Source organism: Pseudomonas synxantha BG33R (assembly GCF_000263715.2).
Classification (GTDB): Bacteria; Pseudomonadota; Gammaproteobacteria; order Pseudomonadales; family Pseudomonadaceae; genus Aquipseudomonas; species Aquipseudomonas synxantha_A.
Map to the genome: position 1 here is coordinate 1,146,250 of NZ_CM001514.1, position 17,728 is coordinate 1,163,977.

The window sequence follows — 17,728 nt, forward strand, 5'->3', positions numbered from 1 at the left end:
TCCCTCAGAATTGGAAGTAAAGGAACGGCGAGAAACTCTGCGCCGACAGTTTCAGAATCGACGCCACGAACAGCAGCAGCACCGCAGCGCGCATGGCGTAGCGTGGCCAGTCAGCGGTCCAGTAGGCCGGTTGCACAGCGGCGTCACGGCCCACGCTGAAACCGGGCTCGTGAATGCTGCCTGGGTTGTCGCCAGGTACCGCCTTGATCAGGCTCGGATCGGCCGGCTTGGCCTTGTCGGCTGGGCGATTGGTGTAGAAGTCACGCAGGCCGAAGAACGCCAGGGTTGCGTAGGCCACGACCAACGTTGCCACTTGCAGGCCAGTAAGGTTGGCGCGGTTGAGTTCCGACAGCGACCATTCGCTGAAGCTGAACATCGCACCGTACATGCGGCCTGCGACGTGCAGGTTTTCGGCGCGGAAGATCACCCAGCCCATCACCACCAGCAGGAAGGTGAAGGCCCAGCGCAACACGTTGAAGCTGCGCGGCGCAGTATTGAGGCCGATGGCTTTTTCAATCGCCAGCCACATGCCGTGCCAGGCACCCCATACGATGTAGGTGATGTTGGCGCCGTGCCACAGGCCACCGAGCAGCATGGTCAGGAACAGGTTGCGGTAGGTGGTCAACGTGCCTTTACGATTGCCGCCCAGGGTGATGTACAGGTAATCACGCAGCCAGGTAGAGAGGCTGATGTGCCAGCGCCGCCAGAACTCGGTGATCGACTGGCTGATGTAGGGCTGCTTGAAGTTTTCCATGAAGCGGAAACCCATCATCAAGCCCAGGCCGATGGCCATGTCGCTGTAGCCGGAGAAATCGAAGTACAGCTGCGCGGTGTAGGCCAGTGCGCCGAGCCAGGCGTCACCCGTGGTGGGGTTTTGCAGGGCGAAGCAATGGTCGGCCACCACCGCCAGGGTGTCGGCAATAAATACCTTCTTGATGAAACCCTGCATGAACCGCGTGCAGCCCTCGGAGAACTTGTCGAGGGTGTGGGTGCGGTTGTTGAACTGGTCGGCCAGGTCGCGAAAACGCAGCACGGGGCCGGCGATCAAGTGCGGGAAGATCGCCACGAACGCCGCGAAGTCGATCAGGTTGCGGGTCGCCGGGGTGTCGCCGCGGTACACGTCGATGATGTAGCTGATGGACTCGAAGATGTAGAACGAGATACCAATCGGCAACAGCACGTGGGTGAGAATGAACGGCTCCAGGCCCGCCGACTTCATCATCACATTGATGCTGTCGACGCCGAAGTTGGCGTACTTGAAGTAGCCGAGGATGCACAGATCGACCGCCACGCCGAGCAGCAGCCAGCGCTGCGCCGGCTTGGTGCGCACGCCAGCGGCACCGACCTTGAGGCCGATCCAGTAATTCCACAGCGTGACGGCGGCGAACAGCGCCAGGAAGTCCACTCGCCACCAGGCGTAGAACACATAGCTGGCAATCAGCAGCAGCAGGTTGCGATAGCGTTGCCCGCTCAAATAGTACAAGCCGAGAAAGATCGGCAAGAACAGAAACAGGAACACATTGGACGAGAAAACCATCCCGATCTCTCCATGTTTAACCAACAGTCAAGGGCCAGAGCCCCCCAAACCCCCCCACGATTTCGGGGGGAGGTTGTATTGCAATTTCACTGAAGGAACCGGGTTAACTGTGGGAGCTGGCTTGCCTGCGATGGCGGTGTATCAGTCGACATCAATGTTGAATGTCAGACCCCTATCGCAGGCAAGCCAGCTCCCACAGTTGGACCGAGTCCAACCGGGAGCTATGTATCAGCTGCCTTTGTTGCCTTTTTCGTGCGCCGGGTCGTAGACCTTGGTCAGGTCGCCACCCAGGCGGAACGTCTTGAACGGTTGCATCCCGTGCTTGCGCTCGATCACATCCGGTGCGCAGGTGTAGAGGGTGCAGAAGGGTTCAAGCCAGGCGAATTTCATGTCCTGCTTCAAGTCCTTCATGTCCTGCTCTTTACCGTTCTTCTGCTCGAAGATGTCCGGGTCTTTCACCCCGGCCAGTACCTTGTCGCCCAGGCGCTTGAGCGCGCTGTTGTTTTCCTGGCGCAGGTCCACGCCGTTGACCAGGGCAAAACTGGCGATCATCGACAGCGGCGGCAGGGCGTAGTTGTGGTACGACAGCGCGCGTTGCTGACGCTTCAATTCGTTCGGCAAAAAGCCCTGGTCATCGACCTGGTTCACACCGACCTTGTATTCCTTCACGGCCCAGTCAAACAGGTCGCGACGGTTGGTGGCGATGGAGGTCGCCATCACCGACCAGGCGGCCCAGTAGGAGTGGTTGTTGGTTTTTTCCAGTGGCAGGTTGTCCCAGTCGCTCACCACCTGATCGGCCAGTTTGTTGAACCAGGCTTCGATCTGTTGCGACTCCTGCTGATGGTTGGCCAGCGGGTGAGATTCGGAGAACTTCAGGCGTACATAGGCCGAGGCCATGCTGCCCAGTGCCCATTTGCGCATGGACTTGCCGGTGTGGTTGAAGTCCTTGGACATCAGTGCGTCGGCCTTGGCCCACGACACCAGCCAGTTCAGGGTGCATTCGAGCTGCTGCGGGCGACCGTCGCGCATGAACTGCATCACCCGTTTGCTGGTGTCTTTTTCCAGCTTGGTGATATCGGCAGTGCTATCGCGGAAGGCTTTTTCCGATTGCACGTTCAGCGTGGAGCGCGCCTTGTCCGAACCTTCGTACTTGCTGCGAAACTGCAACGGCCCGGTGTAGGGGGTCGGCATGGTGTCGCAGTTTTCCTTGAAGTCGCCGGTCTTGAACGCTTCGATCGGTGCGAAATAGCCCTGGGGCGGGCGCAGCGGCGCGGCGGCGTTGGCTGCCCCGGCGAAGATCGCCAGGCCCAGTAACGATGGAATCAATAGCTTCTGCATAAGTAACCTCATTGCCCAGTTGAAGCGGTCTGCTGACCACCGCTTGGGAATACGTTGCGTGTGCAAATTTTCGCTTCGACTTTCTGCGCGGCAGCACCCTTTTCCGGGCCCTGTACTTCCACGGCCAGCAAGTTCTGCGAGGCCCAGTCTTCATCGGTGCGCAGTTCAAAGGCGAAACGCCCGTCTGTATCGGATGTCTCGGGTTTCTCGATCTTGATGTCCTCGTGGCGACCGTTCATGTACCAGAGGGTGGCTTGCAAGGTTTTGACCGATGGATCGGCGAAGCGGATGTCGACCTGATGGTTGGCGTTGCGCAGGTCTCTGTTCGCGCTGTTGACCATCAGTTCGTTCTTGCCGGGCTTGAGGGTGGTGCTGGCGGACATCTGTGCAGGCTTGCCTTCGCAACCGTTGTCCAGCAGCGCCATCATCTGGCGGTAGATGGTTTCCTGGTCGAGACGGTACAGCGGCGAGAATTCCCAGATCAGGATCTTCGGTGGGGTCTTCTGGAACTCGTCGCTGCCCAGGTACTGCAACATCGAGCCTTCCAGGCCACCGCCGGGGAAGGCGACGTTGAGGATGTCGGCACCGATTTCTTCTTCGAGGAAACCGGCGAAGTTGTAGTTCTTGCCGCTGTGGCTGGTGCCCACCAGGGTGATCTGCGGGTTGCCCGAATCACTGAACAGGTCACCGTCACCGGCTTCGCCCTTGGGCTCGGTGGTGAACTGGTCCATGTACTGGATCGCATAGCTGGTGCCGCACAGTTGCCCGGCCATGTTGTGCAGGGTGCCGGTCTTGCCCATGCGGCCCGAGCGCTTGGTCTCGAATTCGCGCTTGGGAATCTCGGCGTACTCCGGCATCTGCTTGACCTTGGCCGCGACGATCTTCGCCGTGCGCTGGGCGCCGTAGGGGGTCCAGTGCTGGTCGCCGCGGAAGTAGAAGTCGTGAGCCGGCAGTTCGTCCGGCAACTGCTCGTTGGTCAGCGGCGACAGGTCCGGCACCACGTAGCCCATCTTGGCGAAACGCCCAAGCATGGTCTTGTAGTTGGTCAGCGCCTTGTCGAAGTCGAACTTGGCTTTTTCTTCAGGGTTGAGCTTGTTGCGGTTCACCAGGCCACGGGTTGGCTGGTAGACCACCACCAGTTCCACGCCCTTGGCCTTGAACGCATTGTGCAATTGCTGCATGCGTTTGTAGCCGGCCGGTGTGGTGTCGAATTCGGTGCGCAGGTCTTCCTGGGTACGGAACAACCAATCGCCCTGGGCTTGTACCAGGGTGGTGAAGTTCTGCTGGTAGCGCGTGGTGTAGTTCTTCGCGTCATGGGCCGCCGGGCACAGGCTGCAGCACGGCTCGGCAGTGAAGGTCGGTGCCTTGACTTCATCGGCGCGCACGCCCTGGCTGGCCGCCAGCAGGCCGAGGGTCAGACCCGAGAGGCTCAGCAGTTTGATCATGTGTGGGTGCATAAGGGTCATCCTCAGTCCTGCAATTCGGTCTGGCGTTCGACGGGGTCGATCAGCACGGCTTTCTGCTGGCGCACCAGCAGGTCGAGAATTTCTTCCTGGCGATCGCCCAGAATGCCGGAGAAGCTGATGCCGCTGGATTTGGTCGGCGCCAGCATCGACACGCGATACAACTCGATACTCAACGGCGAATCGATGGACAGCGGCCCGCTGCCGTTACCCGCCAGTTCACCACCCACCACGATCAGCGAGACCTTGGCATCGAATGGGTCGAGGGCGATGTCGCGGTCGGTGTCGGTCAAGTCCTTGATGTGGCCGTACACGCCGGTCAGGCCGTTGGCCATCGAGGTGTTTTCGTAGAGCTTGATGTTCACGCTGTTACGCACGCGGATGCCGTGGCGACGGTTGCTGATCACCTTGTTGCCCCACAGCAGGTTGTCACCGCTCTCATAGAGAGTGATGCCGTCGGTGTGGTTACGGTAGATCTCGTTGTCGGCGATCAGGTTGTTCACGCTGTTACGGTCGATCACCAGGCCCGAGAGCTTGTTGTCGTAGCTGCGGTTATTGAAGATGAAGCTGTCGTTCACTTCCCGCGAAATGATGATGCCGTGCTTCTTCTTGGTGCCGTACACCGTGTTGTCGGCGATGATCAGGCCGTGGGAGCGGTCGTGGGGGTCAATGCCGTAGACGATGTTGTCTTTGTAGGTATTGCCCTTGATCACAAAGCCTGTGGTCTCGTAGCAGTAGAAGCCGTACCACATGTCCGAGAACTCGGAGTCGATGATCCAACCGGTCGGCTCGGGACGCTTGAGCACCTTGGCCATGTTCGGCGTGTACTGGGAAATACTCACCCCGTAGGACTTACTGTTGGCGTAGCCGAAGCTGGCCATCTTGGTCTTGGAGATATAGGTCTCAGTGCCGCCCCAGGCCAGCAGGAATGGGCGGAATTCCTTGGGCGATTTGAACAGGGCAGGGCCGTTGGTTTTTTCATCCCAGCCGGTGACCTTGGTGTCACGTACGAACAACTGGCCGTCGTTGATCAAAAATGAGCCAGCTTGCTGGGACAGGCGCAATTCCTGGGTGTTCTTGTCGATATCGAGGATGCCTTTGCGGCCCACCACAATCGGCAACTTGGCCAGGAACACCCCCGGCGACGTTTCGCTGAAGTACTGCTTGGGCACCTTGCCCAGCAGGTCCTTGAGGTTCATGTAGCCGTCGTCGACAAAGATTGCCTGGGGGATGCCATGCTGGCGCACCACCCATTCGGCCATCTTGTTATCGCCGCCGATAAAGTCCTTGAGCGCGTCTTCCTGCATCATGCGGCGGATGCTGATTTTGCCCGCCTTGGTCTTGATGATCTTCTTTTCCATCGCGGCGGCGGTGTAGCCCGACAAATCGGGCAGCGCCGGCTTGGCCATTTCCAGCGGCGCGGTGGGCGGGCTGGAAATAGTGTAGGTCTTGGCCTGTTGCAGTTCCTTGGCGATGATCGGCGCCTTGGCCGCCGTATCGGCAAACGCTGTGGCGCTGGCCATCAGCATTGCCGCGACGAGTAGGCTTTGAGCATTCATGGCGCAGGCTCCCATCAGAATTTCCAGACCACGTCGACAAACGCGCGGTGCATGTAGGAGTCGACCTGGCTGCCGTAGGCGTCGCCCGGCTTGAACACGCCGGCGCGCAAGCGCACCAGGGCCGATGGCTCGTCGATCGACTGGCTCAGCGCGGCGGGCAGCAAGCCTTTCTTGAAGTACTTGGTGACCACCAGGTCCATCTCCTGGCCGAGGTCCTTCTTGCCATCTTCCAGCGGCAGGGAGGTGCTGGAGAGGATCGCGCCGGTGACGTCGTCGGTGTTGTTCTGCACCGCATCGATACCGTTGCTGCCCACCGGCTTGTTGCCGTCCACGCGCCAGAACTTGTGGTACACCAGGCTGGCGTCGTAGTCCTCGCGCAGCTGCCAGGAACCGAACAGGCTCATGGACTGCATGTTGTTCATCTCGCCGCGAAACGCTTCACCGAAACGGTGCACGCGGGACTGGGTGCCGGTCCAGTTCGAACGGTTGCTTTGCAGGCCGTTCTGTTCGTATTCGGCGCTGGCACGGGAATAGGCCGCGCCGACTTGCCATTGCGGGTCCAGGCGCAGGCGCACACCGATGTCGGTGGCCCAGCCGCTGAGGTCATCGCTGCGCTTGGCGCTGGTGGGGCGCGTGCCGTCGGCGTTCAAGGCGTTGACCTTGTCGCGGTCGCCGCGCATGCCGGTGATGCTGGCCCAGTAGTTGACGGTGTTGGTGTTGCGCCAGTTGTAAGCATCGCTGTTGGCTTCGATACCGAGCCAGGTCAGGTCGCCGTTTTCGCGCTTGTCCAACGGGTCACTGGCCACACCCGGTTCGGCGTAATCGAGCTTGCCGTCGTCATGGGTGTGGTGGCCGCGCAGGCCGATCCACTGGCCCGGCGTCCACTGGTAGGCGGCGTCGGCGTAGAAGTGCTGGCGGTCCTTGTCCACTGGCGAGAGTTCCTTGAGGTCGGTGCGGTATTCGCTGAAGCGTTCGGCGGCGCCGACATTGGCCTTGAGCAAGGTGGTGTCGAAGGTCCAGTTCAGCGCTTCGATGTTGGTGTCGCGCCATTGGCCGTCGTCATTGCGCAGGCGCTGGCGACCGAACTTGAGGATCTCGCCGGGGTAGGGCGTGAAGCCGCTGTAGCCGACCCAGAACTCGCGCAGGGCCAGATAGTTTTTCTTGGCCTTGCGGTCGTCGTTGCTCGACTGCTGCTCGGTGGTGTCATCGGCCGACTGTTGCAGGGTGTCGGTCTCGATGATGTCGCTGGACACCACCGCCTGGCCCATGGCATAGGCGCTCCACGCGCCGCTTTCGCCGTAGATCCAGGGGCGCAGGTCAAGGCCGATACCGTTGACGTCGCCGCCTTTCTGGGTGCCCAGGTCGCGGTCGTCTTCGGACTGCGCGGTGGCTTTGACTTCCAGGCCGAAGTTCTTGGCTTCGGTCAGCGCGGCCAGGGTCGGGCACGACCACAGCAGGGCGAAGGACAGGCCGATACCGGCCTTGACGAATGGGTTGAGCTTCATAGGGATTCCTCGCCGTCTTCTTCTTGCAGGGCGTGCAGTTGCAGCGTGCTTTGGGCCAGGGTGCCGCGGGCGGCCAGTTCCTGTTGCACCAGGCGTTGGCCCTCGGCGCGTTGCTCAGGGGTCAACGGCGCTTCGAGCTGGGTGGCCAGGTCATTGGCCTCTGGCGTGTCCTGGGCCTTGGCCAACTGGCTGAAGACATAGGCGTTCAATGGGTCGGGCTTGGTGCCCTTGCCTTGGGAAAACAGTTGGGCAATGGCAAAGTCGGCGCTGTTCTGGCCGTTGCGCGCAGCGGTCAGCAAGTGGTCCAGGGCCTTTTGCGGGTAGACCTTGCCCAGGTAGCCACGGCGGTAGATCTGGCCGAGGTAGTAATCGGCGGCCACTTCACGGCCCACGGCTTTTTCGAAATGCGCCTCGGCGGCCTTGGCGTCGGCTGGCACCCACTTGCCTTCGTAGTAGAGCTTGCCCAGCAGCAATTCGGCGCGCGGCTGGTCGGCGGCGCGGCCGTTGTCGAGGTACTTCATCATCTGCTCGACATCGCCCAGTTCGGGGAAGTCGTAGAGCAACTGCGCCAGGCTGACCCAGGACGCCGGGTAGCCGGGGGCGATTTTTTCAAGCAAAGCCTGGGCGGTTTTTTCGTCCGGGGTGCCGAGGGTGGCATCGCCGAGTACGCGGGCGACGCTGTCGACGCGCTGGGCGGTGACGCTGCCACGGCTGAAGCCTGCTTCCATCTGCTTGAGCAATTCGGCCTGTTGTTCAGGCTGCTGTTTTTTCTGATAGACCGTGGCCAGTTCGACATAGCAGATATCGGTGGTGTTCAACGCGGCCTTGCAGATGCGCTCCACATCATCCAGGTGCTGGTCGTAAGTGCCCTGGGTGCGATACAGCAGCACCTGGGCCAGGCCGGCTTCCGGGTAACCGGCCGCTTGCCATTTGCTGATCTGCTGCTGGGCATTCACGTTGGGGAAGCTGTGCGGGTATTGCAGGTACAGCATCGCCAACGGGATCAGGGTGTTGCCTTCGCCATTGGCAAAGGCTTTTTTCAACAGGCTTTCGGCTTCGTGGTGCTCGGCCTCAGTGGCGCCCGGCTTGGCCGCCAGCAGGCGACCGAGACGCGCTTGGGCACGCGGCGAGGTGTCTGCCGCCGCACGGTAAGTGGCTTCGGCCTGCTTGATTTGCGCTGGGTCGCGGGTGCCGACCTGGATATCGGCCAGGCCCACCTGGGCCTCGCTGTAGCCCAGGTCTGCCAGTTGCTGGTAATTCTGCTGCGCGGTGACGGTATCGCCGCGCTTGAGGGCTTCATTGGCCAGGCGTTGGTCGGGCAGGCCGGCGCAACCGGCCAGGCTCACGGCCAGTGCCAGCGCGCAGTACGCAGAGGCCAAGTGAAATCTGCTCTGTGTGGGAGCTGACTTGCCTGCGATGGCATCGCTGCGGTGCAACTGATGCACCGAGTCGCCTGCATCGCGGGCAAGCCCGGCTCCCACAGAGGTCAGCGGTGTTGTTGGAATAGGGTTCACAGGCATGTCCTCGCTTACAGACCGTGAGCCATGGCTTTGTCGATCAGCCAGTTCAGCGATGGGCCACGGTCACTGGTGACTTCCACCGGGCGACCGGCGTAGGTGCTGTCCAGCGGTGCGTCGGGCTTGATCTGCACACGGATGTCAGAGGACAGGTCGGCGCTGTTCAGGCTGGTGCTGCTGACGATGGTGCCGGTGCGAACCTGTTCTTCGTCGGCGACCTGGAAGCTCACCGGCGTACCTGGACGCACATCGCCAAACTGGCGGTAGGTGAAGCGGGCTTCGACGTTAGCCTGGCTGCCACGCGGCACCAGTTGGAAGATCACATCGCCCTTGCTGGCGTACTGGCCATCGGCGACCAGTTGCTGGGCCACTACGCAATCGCATGGCGAGGTGAGGGTGCCGGTCATTTGCTTGCCGAACAGCTCTTCAACCTTGGCCGGTTGCAGTTGGTCTTCGTCCAGGTGGCCCTTGAGTACGTCGAGCATACTGGTGCTGAACGTCGCCAGTGGCGCGCCCTTGGCCGCTACCGAGTCACCCTTGAGCAGGCTCTGCACGGTGCCGTCACGCGGCATGGTCACGTTCATGCCCGGTACGCTCACAAGGCCGGCCTGGGCGTGGCTGACGAAGTACATGCCGTACAGCGATTTGAAGACAAAACCGAAGGCGGCCAGACCAACCAGGAAAATCGCCAGGCTGAACGTCACCGCACGCAGGCGACCGAACGCGGTCATGCCACTGCCGCCGTCCTTGACCTTGCGCGCCTTGGTGAAGTTGTCGCGTTGCAGCGTCGCCAGCACGTCGCCCATGGTCACGATGTCGCCGGACAAGTGCGAGGTGATCAGGTGGCGCAGGGTGGAAATGTCCTGGGCATCGAGGTTCTGGAACTGGCAGCCGGTGCGGCCGGTCTGGCGATCGTAGGAGCGGATTTGCAGCTCCACGTCCATGGCCAGGCCGAGGTTATCGATCACGAACTGCAGGCGGCCCTTGTGCACTTGGCCGACGGTGAGCGGCTGGGTGGCGGTAAAGGCCAGGCCACCGGCGGACAGGTCGATCACGCGTGCTTCGGTCGGCGTGCGGTCGCTGTTGAAGAAGCGCAGCTTGGCCGGGATTTTGACCCGGGCGTGCTGGCGCTGGGCTTCGGATTCGTGGACAACGTTGGCGTTTACTTGGCTGTTCATAGTATTCGATTTCCTAGTTAATTCAGGCTTGGCAGGGTCAGACCATCATCAGCAACACGGCAACGAAGATGCTGCCGGCGGAGAAGGTCATGGTCCGAGACGACCAGGTGTTGAACCAACGTTGAAAGCTGGCCAAATCGCGGGTCAGTTTGGTGTCCTGGCGGGTCCAGGACTGTTGATCAAGGCGGAAGAACACGTAGATCTTCACCAACGCGCCCATGATCTGGTTGTAATAGAGAATCAGCGGGTAGGCCGGGCCGATCTTGTGGCCTGAGCACGACAGCAACAGGGTCAGGATCAGGCGGGTGATACCGATCCACAGCAGGTACGCGAGGATGAACGCGCCGCCATACTTGAACGTGGCGATCATCGCCACGGTCAGGCCGAGCAGGGAGGTCCACATCGACACGCGCTGGTCGAACAGCACCACGCTGGTGAACACGCCGAGGCGACGCACGCCCAGGCCGAGGGCACGGGAGTTCTGGCGCAGGTTGTTGCCATACCAGCGGAACATCAGTTTACGGCTGGCTTTGATAAAGCTCTTTTCCGGCGGGTGTTCCACGGTGTTGATGGCGGCGTCCGGTACGTAGAAGGTGTCGTAGCCCAGGCGCATCAGGCTGAACCAGCTGGATTTGTCATCGCCGGTGAGGAACTTGAAGCGCCCCAGGCGCCAGTGTTGCAGCGAGTCGCTTTCCACGTCGGCGATAAAGCCCGGGTCAGTCACTACGCTGGCGCGAAACACCGACATGCGCCCGGTCATGGTCAGCACGCGCTTGGACAGGGCCATGGAGCACATGTTGATGTGGCGCTGGGCGAAGCGCAGCTTGTGCCACTCGCTCATGATGTAGCCGCCGCGCACTTCGCAGAATTCGTTGGTGGTCAGGCCACCGACATTGCCGAACAGCTGGAACCAGGGGACGGTCTTGCGGACCACGCCTTCGGCGAGCACGGTGTCGCCATCGATCACGGCTACCACGGCACGGTCATCCGGCAAGTGGCGCGAGATGGCGCGAAAACCGAAGGCCAAACCGTCACGCTTGCCGGTACCGGCGATGCGCACGAAGTCGAGCTTGACGTGGGCCGGTGGGTTCATCTTTTCCCAGAGGCTTTTCACCAGCAGCTCATCGGACATTTCCACCAGCGAGCAGACCACGGTGGTAGGGAAGCCGCATTCGATGGCTTCGCGAATCACCGAGCTGTAGACCTGGGCGGTGGTCAGCGCATCGATACGAAAACTGGTGACCATCAGGAACACATGGGACGGGTCGGCGGCCTTGCCCAGCTTGCGCACTTTGCGGCGCAGGTGCGGGTACACCACGTAGAGAAACAGCATGCCGCGAAAGAAATGCGTGGCGCCCATCGAGTAGCGCCAGATACCCACGGCGCCAATCAGGAAAATAAAATTCTTCGATTGCGAATCGAAGGTGCTCGCCGGCAACAGCAGGGCGAGACCCATCAACAGGCTGAGGAATAACAGCCAGCCGGCCGATTGCAGAAATACATGTTTTAACTTGGACATAAGCGTCATCCGGAAGGGGAGGAGGCTTCAGGCTGCAAGCACTGGGGATAAAGACACTTGCAGCCTGAAACTTGCCGTTGCTGTTACCAGCAAATACCTTCAGTACGGCCACTCACGCTGGTGGCCTTGGACATGAAGCCCACCAGGTCGACCACTTGCTTGCCTTCCGGAGCGTTATGCGCCAGGGCACGGAACTTCTCGTCACGGTTACCGAGGATGATCACGTCGGAGTTGTTGATCACATCATCGAAATCCGAGTTGAGCAGGGACGACACGTGCGGGATCTTGCCTTCGATGTAGTCCTTGTTCGCGCCGTGCACACGGGCGGACTCGACGTTGCTGTCGTAGATGCTCAGGTCGTAGCCCTTGCCGATCAGCATTTCCGCCAGTTCTACCAATGGGCTTTCACGCAGGTCATCGGTACCGGCCTTGAAGCTCAGGCCCAGCAGGGCGACTTTGCGCTTGTCGTGGCTGGAGACGATGTCGAAGGCGTTTTGCACTTGCGATTCGTTGCTGCGCATCAGCGAGTTGAGCAGCGGCGCTTCCACGTCCAGGGAACCGGCGCGGTAGGTCAGGGCACGCACGTCTTTTGGCAGGCACGAACCGCCGAAAGCGAAGCCAGGGCGCATGTAGTACTGGGACAGGTTGAGGGTCTTGTCCTGGCAGACCACTTCCATCACTTCACGACCATCGACGCCGACAGCCTTGGCGATGTTGCCGATCTCGTTGGCGAAGGTGACTTTGGTGGCGTGCCACACGTTGCAGGTGTACTTGATCATTTCGGCGACGGCGATGTCCTTGCGGATGATCGGCGCGTCGAGTTCTTCGTACAGCGATTGCAGGACATCGCCGGAGGCTTTATCGAACTCGCCGATGACGGTCATTGGTGGCAGGTCGTAGTCGGCAATGGCGGTGGATTCACGCAGGAATTCCGGGTTGACCGCAACGCCGAAGTCGACGCCGGCTTTCTTGCCGGAGCAGTCTTCGAGGATTGGAATCACAACGTTGGCGACGGTGCCCGGGAGGACGGTGCTGCGCACCACGATGGTGTGGCGGGTGGTCTTGTCACGCAGGACAAAACCGATCTCGCGGCATACCGACTCGATGTAGTTCAGTTCCAGGTCGCCGTTCTTCTTGCTGGGCGTGCCGACGCAAATCATCGACAGGTCGGTATCGCGAATCGCCTCGGCGAAGTTGGTAGTGCCACGCAGTCGGCCGGTCTGGATACCCTGGCTCAACAACTCGCCAAGACCCGGCTCAACAATCGGCGATTTACCCGCATTGATCAGATCGATCTTTTCCTTGGAGATGTCTACGCCGACCACTTCGTGGCCACGGGCAGACAGGCAACCGGCACACACGGCGCCAACGTAACCCAAACCAAATATGCTGATGCGCATCGCAATTACCTCTTTGTTTAATTCATGCCATTAAATGGCCGGAGTTCATGTTTGCAAGCGTCACTGATGCCGCGAAAGTTAGGCGAATAGACGCCGACTTACCGCGTGCAGGCATGTTGAATAACGAGTGACTAACTATTGCACTCAAGTTGTGCGCAACGAGGCCTTATTATTGGGGCTTGCCCTGAAATGCAGCCGTGCTTCCTTGGAGGAAGGCTCCGGCGCCGGTGCGGCAAGGTTCTGATGAAGGCAAAATGCCTTTTCTATCAATGCCTTGTGTATTTGCACGGGCTCATTTAGGTCAGCGCTGCCTTGGCCTGCAGGGGATAGCAATGCGTACTTATCGCCACCCTTAACTCGATCAGTTGATGTTATGACCATAGAACCAAAGTGTTTTATGACAACTTGGCTACTTCCGTTGGTCGTTATGTAAGTCATCTCTTACGCAAACAGAGAATTTCGTTACCGGTGGTATGAGCGGTGCATCAGGACGAAGTTCCTGGCCGCTCATCCCCTTTCCCGAAATTTTTTGAAATATTAGAAAAGATGGCACTGGTACTATATTGATAGCACTTGCTATTTAGACCAGTAGTTATGGGGAGTTGGTGCGAGAGGATAGTTTTGTGCCACTACTGATTAAAAAAAGTGGTGCCACTACGAAAAAAACCGACAAGTGTCGAGTGAAAAAATCGTTAGGGTTGTGTCTGGATGTTTTTCTGGCGCCAAATAAATGACGATTCTTAAGGTGAAATGCAGGCAAAAAATGTGGGAGCTGGCTTGCCTGCGATAGCTGTCTATCAGAAACATGTGAGCCGGCTGACCCTGCGCTATCGCAGGCAAGCCAGCTCCCACATTTGATTTTGGTGGCTGTACAGGCCTTACTCCGGTGCGTGATCGCGCAAAAACACCAGGTTATCCGGCTTGGATTGCTCCGCATTGAAGCGATAGCCCTGCACATCGAACTGCTTGAGCTTGGCCGGATCGTTGATGCGTTCTTCAATCACAAAGCGGCTCATCATGCCCCGGGCCTTTTTTGCGTAGAAGCTGATGATCTTGTACTGGCCGTTCTTCAGGTCCTTGAACTCGGTGTTGATGATGCGCGCATTCAGGGCCGTGCGCTTGACCGCCGAGAAGTACTCATTGGACGCCAGGTTGAGCAGCACATCGTCGCCTTGTGCGGCCAGGGCCTCATTCAACCATTCGCTGATGCGGGTGCCCCAGAACGCGTAAAGGTCCTTGCCCCGGGCGTTGGCCAGCTTGGTGCCCATCTCCAGGCGATACGGCATCATCAGGTCCAGCGGGCGCAGCAGGCCGTACAGGCCTGAGAGCATACGCAGATGGTCCTGGGCATAGCTGAAATCGGCATCGCTGAAGGTCTCTGCGTTGAGGCCGGTGTACACATCGCCCTTGAAAGCCAACAGCGCCTGCTTGGCATTGGCCGGGGTGAAGGCGGGCGTCCAGCTGCCGAAGCGGGCGGCGTTGAGGCCACCGATCTTGTCGGAGACGTGCATCAATTCGCTGATCTGTGCCGGGCTCAGTTCGCGCAGCTGTTCTATCAGCTCCTGGGAATGGTCCAGGTATTGCGGTTGGGTAAAGCGCGCAGTGACCGGCTTGGACTCGAAATCGAGGGTTTTGGCGGGGGAAATCACCATCAGCATGAAGTTGGCTCCTGGAATCGTGGGCGAGATTCTAGGGGTTGGGGCGTTTGGACTCCACCTATGATGGCGATAGATGCGATCCGCTATGATGGGCGGTAACTCTGGAAAGGAAGACCCCGTGTGCGATTAGCGCTTTTATTGTCGGCTTGCCTGCTGTGCGTCACCGCCCAAGCGGCGCCGGTGGATGTCGCCAGCCTCGACCGCAGCACCTGGCCGGAAAAACTCACCAGCCCCGCGCTGTTCGATGTGGCCTCGCGGGCGGAAATCCTGATGTTTGCCCACGGCCTGCTTGCCAGCGAAGCCCTGGACGACACCGCGCTCAAGCAACGCCTGGGGCTGAAGATCATCAACCTGGCGGCCATCGACGACCTGCGTCGCCAGCTCTGGCAACGGCTGTTGGAGAACTACACATTCGCCCAGCAGAGCTGCGAAGAAGATGCTTCGTTCTGCTACCTGGTGGAAAACATGGACGACCTGCGCGAGCAGGCCGGCAAGTTCGAGGTCAGTGACAACTCGTTCTATATAGGCTGGGCCGCACCCAGCCGGCACTTTCATGAGCGCTATCTGGATGAGCTGCTGCGCAAGGCTGCGCTGTTCCCGCAGATCAGTAGCGAAGTGGCGCGCTTTGGCGACCATGAGCGCAATGGCGACGAGCTCAACGATCGCATGTTCCTGCTGACCTTCGATGGCGGCCCGGCGTTGGTGGGCGGTAATACCGACTGGCTCACCGACTACCTGCGCAAGCAGAAGATGAACGCCACGTTCTTCTCCCTCGGCAGCAGTTTGCAAAGCCGTGTGGAGCGCAGTTCTGTTGCGGATGTGCAGGCGCTGTACCAAGGGCAGTGCGTGGGTATCCAGGGTTGGCAATACCGTTCCCATAGCCATTGGGTCGACTGGCAAAGCTCCATCACCCGCAGTGCCGCGCTGGTGCAGAACCTGATGCCGGAAAACTATGTGCCGCTGTTCCGACCGCCTTATGGGCAGCGTCGTGCGGACAGCCAGGGGTTCTTCCAGCAGCAGGGTTTGCAGGTGGCGTTGTGGGACATCGATTCCCAGGACGATCCGGGCAAACTCAAGGCCGAGGAATCGGCGCAGCGGGTGCTGACGCTGATGCTGCTGTGGCGCAAAGGCGTGATTGTGTATCACGACACCCAGGACAAGGCGCGAGTGGCATTGCCGATGGTGTTGCAGGCAACGGCGCAGAGTGGTTTGGGTTGGCAGGAGTGTCGCGAGGCATTTCGCTGAAAATCCCCGGCCCCGTTGAGGATGAGGCATTTCTGGGGTGATTTGCTGCGACATTTCGATGCAGGCGGACTTCCGACTTTAACGGGGTGGCTGGCACTCGGCTAGTGCTATTCGTCATCCTGAAAAATAAACTTCAAAAAAGCGTCAAAGTGCTTTTTCCTGTCATGGGTTTTGCGGTATTACGAAGTCAGACCGCCGAACCCTGCGACACAGGTGGCGTCTTCCAAGACTCCTCATGTGGGCAGTGCACTTGACGTCCCTCAGGTGCATTCGGTGGTCGAATCGAGGCGCAGCACCGCCCAGGTATTGCGTCGACTGGCTCCCACAAAGGTGACCGAGTATGGATGATCATGGACGTAACCCTTCTTCCGACCAGCCAATCCTTTACGTGCTTGATACCAACGTATTGATCCACGATCCAAACGCATTGCTTAACTTTGAAGAACACCACGTCGCCATCCCGATGATCGTGCTTGAGGAGCTCGACAAACTCAAAAGCGGCCACCACAGCGTCGCCGCCGAATGCCGCCAGGCCATCCGTCTGATCGACAAGACCCTGGGCGAAGCCTCGCCCGAGGACGTTGAGGTCGGTGTGCCGATCCAGCGTGGCAAAAGCGGGCCCAAGGGTTTGCTGTCGATCCTGATGAGCAAGCGCAGCGAGCCCAACAGCCTGCTGCCGGAAAACCTGAACGACAACAAGATCATCAACCAATTGATCGACCTGCACGCGCGCGACAAGGACCTGCGCGTAGTGCTGGTGACCAAAGACATCAATATGCGCCTCAAGGCACGAGCGTGTGGGATCGCTGCCGAGGACTACAGCACCGACCAGCTAGTCGACGACGTGTCGATGCTGTCGCGGGGTTATCACATGATGACCGGTTCGTTCTGGGACCGTGTCAGCAAGGTCGAGACCCGTCAGGACCATGGCCGCACCTGGCACCAGGTACAGCTGATCGACAACCTGCCGGCCGTGCATATCAATGAATTCATCGTCGATGAACAAGGCTTCGTGGGCTGGATCAAAGAGATCCAGGTCGACAAGCTGCTGATCCTCGACCTGCATCAGGAACCCCTGTTGCACCAGGAAGCCTGGGGCCTGAAACCGCGTGATATCTACCAGAGCCTGGCGCTGTATGCGCTGCTCGACCCGGACATCCACCTGGTCAACCTGACCGGCGCCGCAGGCTCGGGCAAAACCATCCTCGCCCTGGCGGCCGCCATCGAGCAGACCATGGTGACCAAACGCTATCGCCGCATCATCGCCACCCGCAGTGTGCAGGGCCTGGACCAGGAAATCGGCTTTTTGCCCGGCACCGAAGCGGAAAAAATGGAGCCGTGGCTGGGGGCGATCACCGACAACCTCGAAGCCTTGCACATGGATGACGAAAACACCCATGGCAGCGTCGATTACATCCTCAGCAAAGTGCCGTTGCAGTTCAAATCCCTCAACTACATCCGAGGTCGCAGCTTCCAGCAGAGCCTGATACTGATCGATGAATGCCAGAACCTTACCCCGCACCAGATGAAAACCATCATCACCCGTGCCGGTGCCGGTTCCAAAGTGGTGTGCCTGGGCAACCTGGCACAGATCGACACCCCTTACCTGTCCGCGACCAGCTCCGGGCTGACCTACCTGACGGAACGTTTCAAAGACTTCCCCAACGGCGTGCATATCGCGCTGCAAGGGGTGCCTCGTTCGATTCTGGCTGAATACGCCGAATCCCACCTGTAACCAACAAGTGGCTAAATGCCACGAACCCCCCGGATTTTTCACGAAATCCGGGGTTTTTGTTGTGGGCGACATTT

Annotated in this window: 12 protein-coding genes; 2 read left to right on the top strand and 10 right to left on the bottom strand. The window is 59.7% G+C overall.

Features of this window, described 5'->3' with window-relative positions:
* Positions 1-4: 4 nt before the first annotated feature.
* The 10 genes from PSEBG33_RS21905 to yaaA form a co-directional block, all read right to left on the bottom strand.
* Positions 5-1,537: an MBOAT family O-acyltransferase gene (locus PSEBG33_RS21905; RefSeq protein ID WP_003188730.1), complete on the bottom strand. Its 1,533-nt coding sequence runs from the start codon at positions 1,535-1,537 to the stop codon at positions 5-7.
* 228 nt (positions 1,538-1,765) lie between these two features.
* Positions 1,766-2,875 (bottom strand): mannuronate-specific alginate lyase, encoded by a 1,110-nt coding sequence (locus PSEBG33_RS21900; protein ID WP_005785006.1) that lies wholly within the window; start codon positions 2,873-2,875, stop codon positions 1,766-1,768.
* Between the two features lie 8 nt (positions 2,876-2,883).
* On the bottom strand, positions 2,884-4,332 hold the full coding sequence (locus PSEBG33_RS21895; protein WP_005785007.1) for an alginate O-acetyltransferase: 1,449 nt from the start codon (positions 4,330-4,332) through the stop codon (positions 2,884-2,886).
* An 11-nt stretch (positions 4,333-4,343) separates the two neighbouring features.
* Complete coding sequence (algG, locus tag PSEBG33_RS21890; protein ID WP_005785009.1) at positions 4,344-5,912, bottom strand: mannuronan 5-epimerase AlgG; 1,569 nt, start codon at positions 5,910-5,912, stop codon at positions 4,344-4,346.
* Positions 5,912-7,402, bottom strand: a complete 1,491-nt coding sequence (locus PSEBG33_RS21885) for an alginate export family protein (protein ID WP_005785011.1) — start codon at positions 7,400-7,402, stop codon at positions 5,912-5,914. Before PSEBG33_RS21885 ends, algG begins: the two co-directional genes overlap by 1 nt.
* On the bottom strand, positions 7,399-8,820 hold the full coding sequence (gene algK / locus PSEBG33_RS21880; protein ID WP_050989062.1) for an alginate biosynthesis TPR repeat lipoprotein AlgK: 1,422 nt from the start codon (positions 8,818-8,820) through the stop codon (positions 7,399-7,401). Before algK ends, PSEBG33_RS21885 begins: the two co-directional genes overlap by 4 nt.
* Positions 8,821-8,930: 110 nt before the next feature.
* Positions 8,931-10,097 (bottom strand): alginate biosynthesis protein Alg44, encoded by a 1,167-nt coding sequence (locus PSEBG33_RS21875; RefSeq protein ID WP_005785015.1) that lies wholly within the window; start codon positions 10,095-10,097, stop codon positions 8,931-8,933.
* Positions 10,098-10,134: 37 nt separating this feature from the next.
* Entirely contained in the window at positions 10,135-11,616 is a 1,482-nt protein-coding gene (gene alg8, locus PSEBG33_RS21870) for a mannuronan synthase (protein WP_005785017.1), read from the bottom strand.
* A gap of 83 nt (positions 11,617-11,699) precedes the next feature.
* Entirely contained in the window at positions 11,700-13,016 is a 1,317-nt protein-coding gene (locus PSEBG33_RS21865; protein WP_005785019.1) for a nucleotide sugar dehydrogenase, read from the bottom strand.
* A gap of 878 nt (positions 13,017-13,894) precedes the next feature.
* Positions 13,895-14,674: a peroxide stress protein YaaA gene (yaaA, locus tag PSEBG33_RS21860; RefSeq protein WP_005785021.1), complete on the bottom strand. Its 780-nt coding sequence runs from the start codon at positions 14,672-14,674 to the stop codon at positions 13,895-13,897.
* Positions 14,675-14,794: 120 nt separating this feature from the next.
* Between yaaA and PSEBG33_RS21855 the strand changes: the two genes are divergently transcribed.
* Positions 14,795-15,919, top strand: a complete 1,125-nt coding sequence (locus PSEBG33_RS21855; protein WP_005785023.1) for a polysaccharide deacetylase family protein — start codon at positions 14,795-14,797, stop codon at positions 15,917-15,919.
* 340 nt (positions 15,920-16,259) lie between these two features.
* On the top strand, positions 16,260-17,654 hold the full coding sequence (locus PSEBG33_RS21850) for a PhoH family protein (RefSeq protein ID WP_005785025.1): 1,395 nt from the start codon (positions 16,260-16,262) through the stop codon (positions 17,652-17,654).
* Positions 17,655-17,728: the final 74 nt, after the last annotated feature.

Bases quoted from the DNA above. Each gene is read 5' to 3' on its own strand.
- PSEBG33_RS21885 (WP_005785011.1), bottom strand. From the start codon at position 7,402: ATGAAGCTCAACCCATTCGTCAAGGCCGGTATCGGCCTGTCCTTCGCC.
- PSEBG33_RS21865 (WP_005785019.1), bottom strand. From the start codon at position 13,016: ATGCGCATCAGCATATTTGGTTTGGGTTACGTTGGCGCCGTGTGTGCC.
- PSEBG33_RS21850 (WP_005785025.1), top strand. From the start codon at position 16,260: ATGGATGATCATGGACGTAACCCTTCTTCCGACCAGCCAATCCTTTAC.
- yaaA (WP_005785021.1), bottom strand. From the start codon at position 14,674: ATGCTGATGGTGATTTCCCCCGCCAAAACCCTCGATTTCGAGTCCAAG.
- PSEBG33_RS21905 (WP_003188730.1), bottom strand. From the start codon at position 1,537: ATGGTTTTCTCGTCCAATGTGTTCCTGTTTCTGTTCTTGCCGATCTTT.
- PSEBG33_RS21895 (WP_005785007.1), bottom strand. From the start codon at position 4,332: ATGCACCCACACATGATCAAACTGCTGAGCCTCTCGGGTCTGACCCTC.
- PSEBG33_RS21875 (WP_005785015.1), bottom strand. From the start codon at position 10,097: ATGAACAGCCAAGTAAACGCCAACGTTGTCCACGAATCCGAAGCCCAG.
- alg8 (WP_005785017.1), bottom strand. From the start codon at position 11,616: ATGTCCAAGTTAAAACATGTATTTCTGCAATCGGCCGGCTGGCTGTTA.
- PSEBG33_RS21900 (WP_005785006.1), bottom strand. From the start codon at position 2,875: ATGCAGAAGCTATTGATTCCATCGTTACTGGGCCTGGCGATCTTCGCC.
- algG (WP_005785009.1), bottom strand. From the start codon at position 5,912: ATGGGAGCCTGCGCCATGAATGCTCAAAGCCTACTCGTCGCGGCAATG.